This is a genomic window from Caulobacter sp. CCH9-E1, assembly GCF_001556515.1.
Classification (GTDB): Bacteria; Pseudomonadota; Alphaproteobacteria; order Caulobacterales; family Caulobacteraceae; genus Caulobacter.
The window spans coordinates 1-370 of the sequence record NZ_LSJA01000273.1 but is presented as its reverse complement, the minus strand read 5'-3'; the positions used below and the strand labels follow the sequence as shown (position 1 = coordinate 370).

Annotated in this window: 1 pseudogene; it reads right to left on the bottom strand. The window is 67.0% G+C overall.

Annotated features, from left to right (window positions below):
- Window positions 1-178 precede the first annotated feature (178 nt).
- Window positions 179-254, bottom strand: a pseudogene (locus tag AX690_RS24290) (hypothetical protein); the annotation flags it as partial.
- Between the last annotated feature and the right edge of the window lie 116 nt (window positions 255-370).

Here is a 370-nt window from a genome sequence, read left to right as displayed (position 1 = left end):
CCCCGCCGCCACGATGGTCGCTGGCCACGCGCCCTTTCCTCGCGACGAGGTGGGTAAAGGATAGGCGCGGTTTTAACACGGATGATCCAGCGGCGTGTAAAAGTGGGAAGTCGTTGAAATCGTTGGGATCGATTCTGGATACGCGGATGATGGAGGCGCTCCAATCCCCGTACTTGCCCCCTCCGCGCCTACGGCGCTCCTCCCCCGGAGGGGGAAGAAGGGGCGCGATCCTTCCGCCCCCTCCGGGGGCGGACGACCGCGCGGAGCGTGGTCAGGTGGGGGCCTGCGGCGCCGGCCGATTAGCGCTGTGAAACCCGTCCCCCGCGACGGGAGCCATCCTTACATCTCACGGCGAGACGATCGCAGGGCT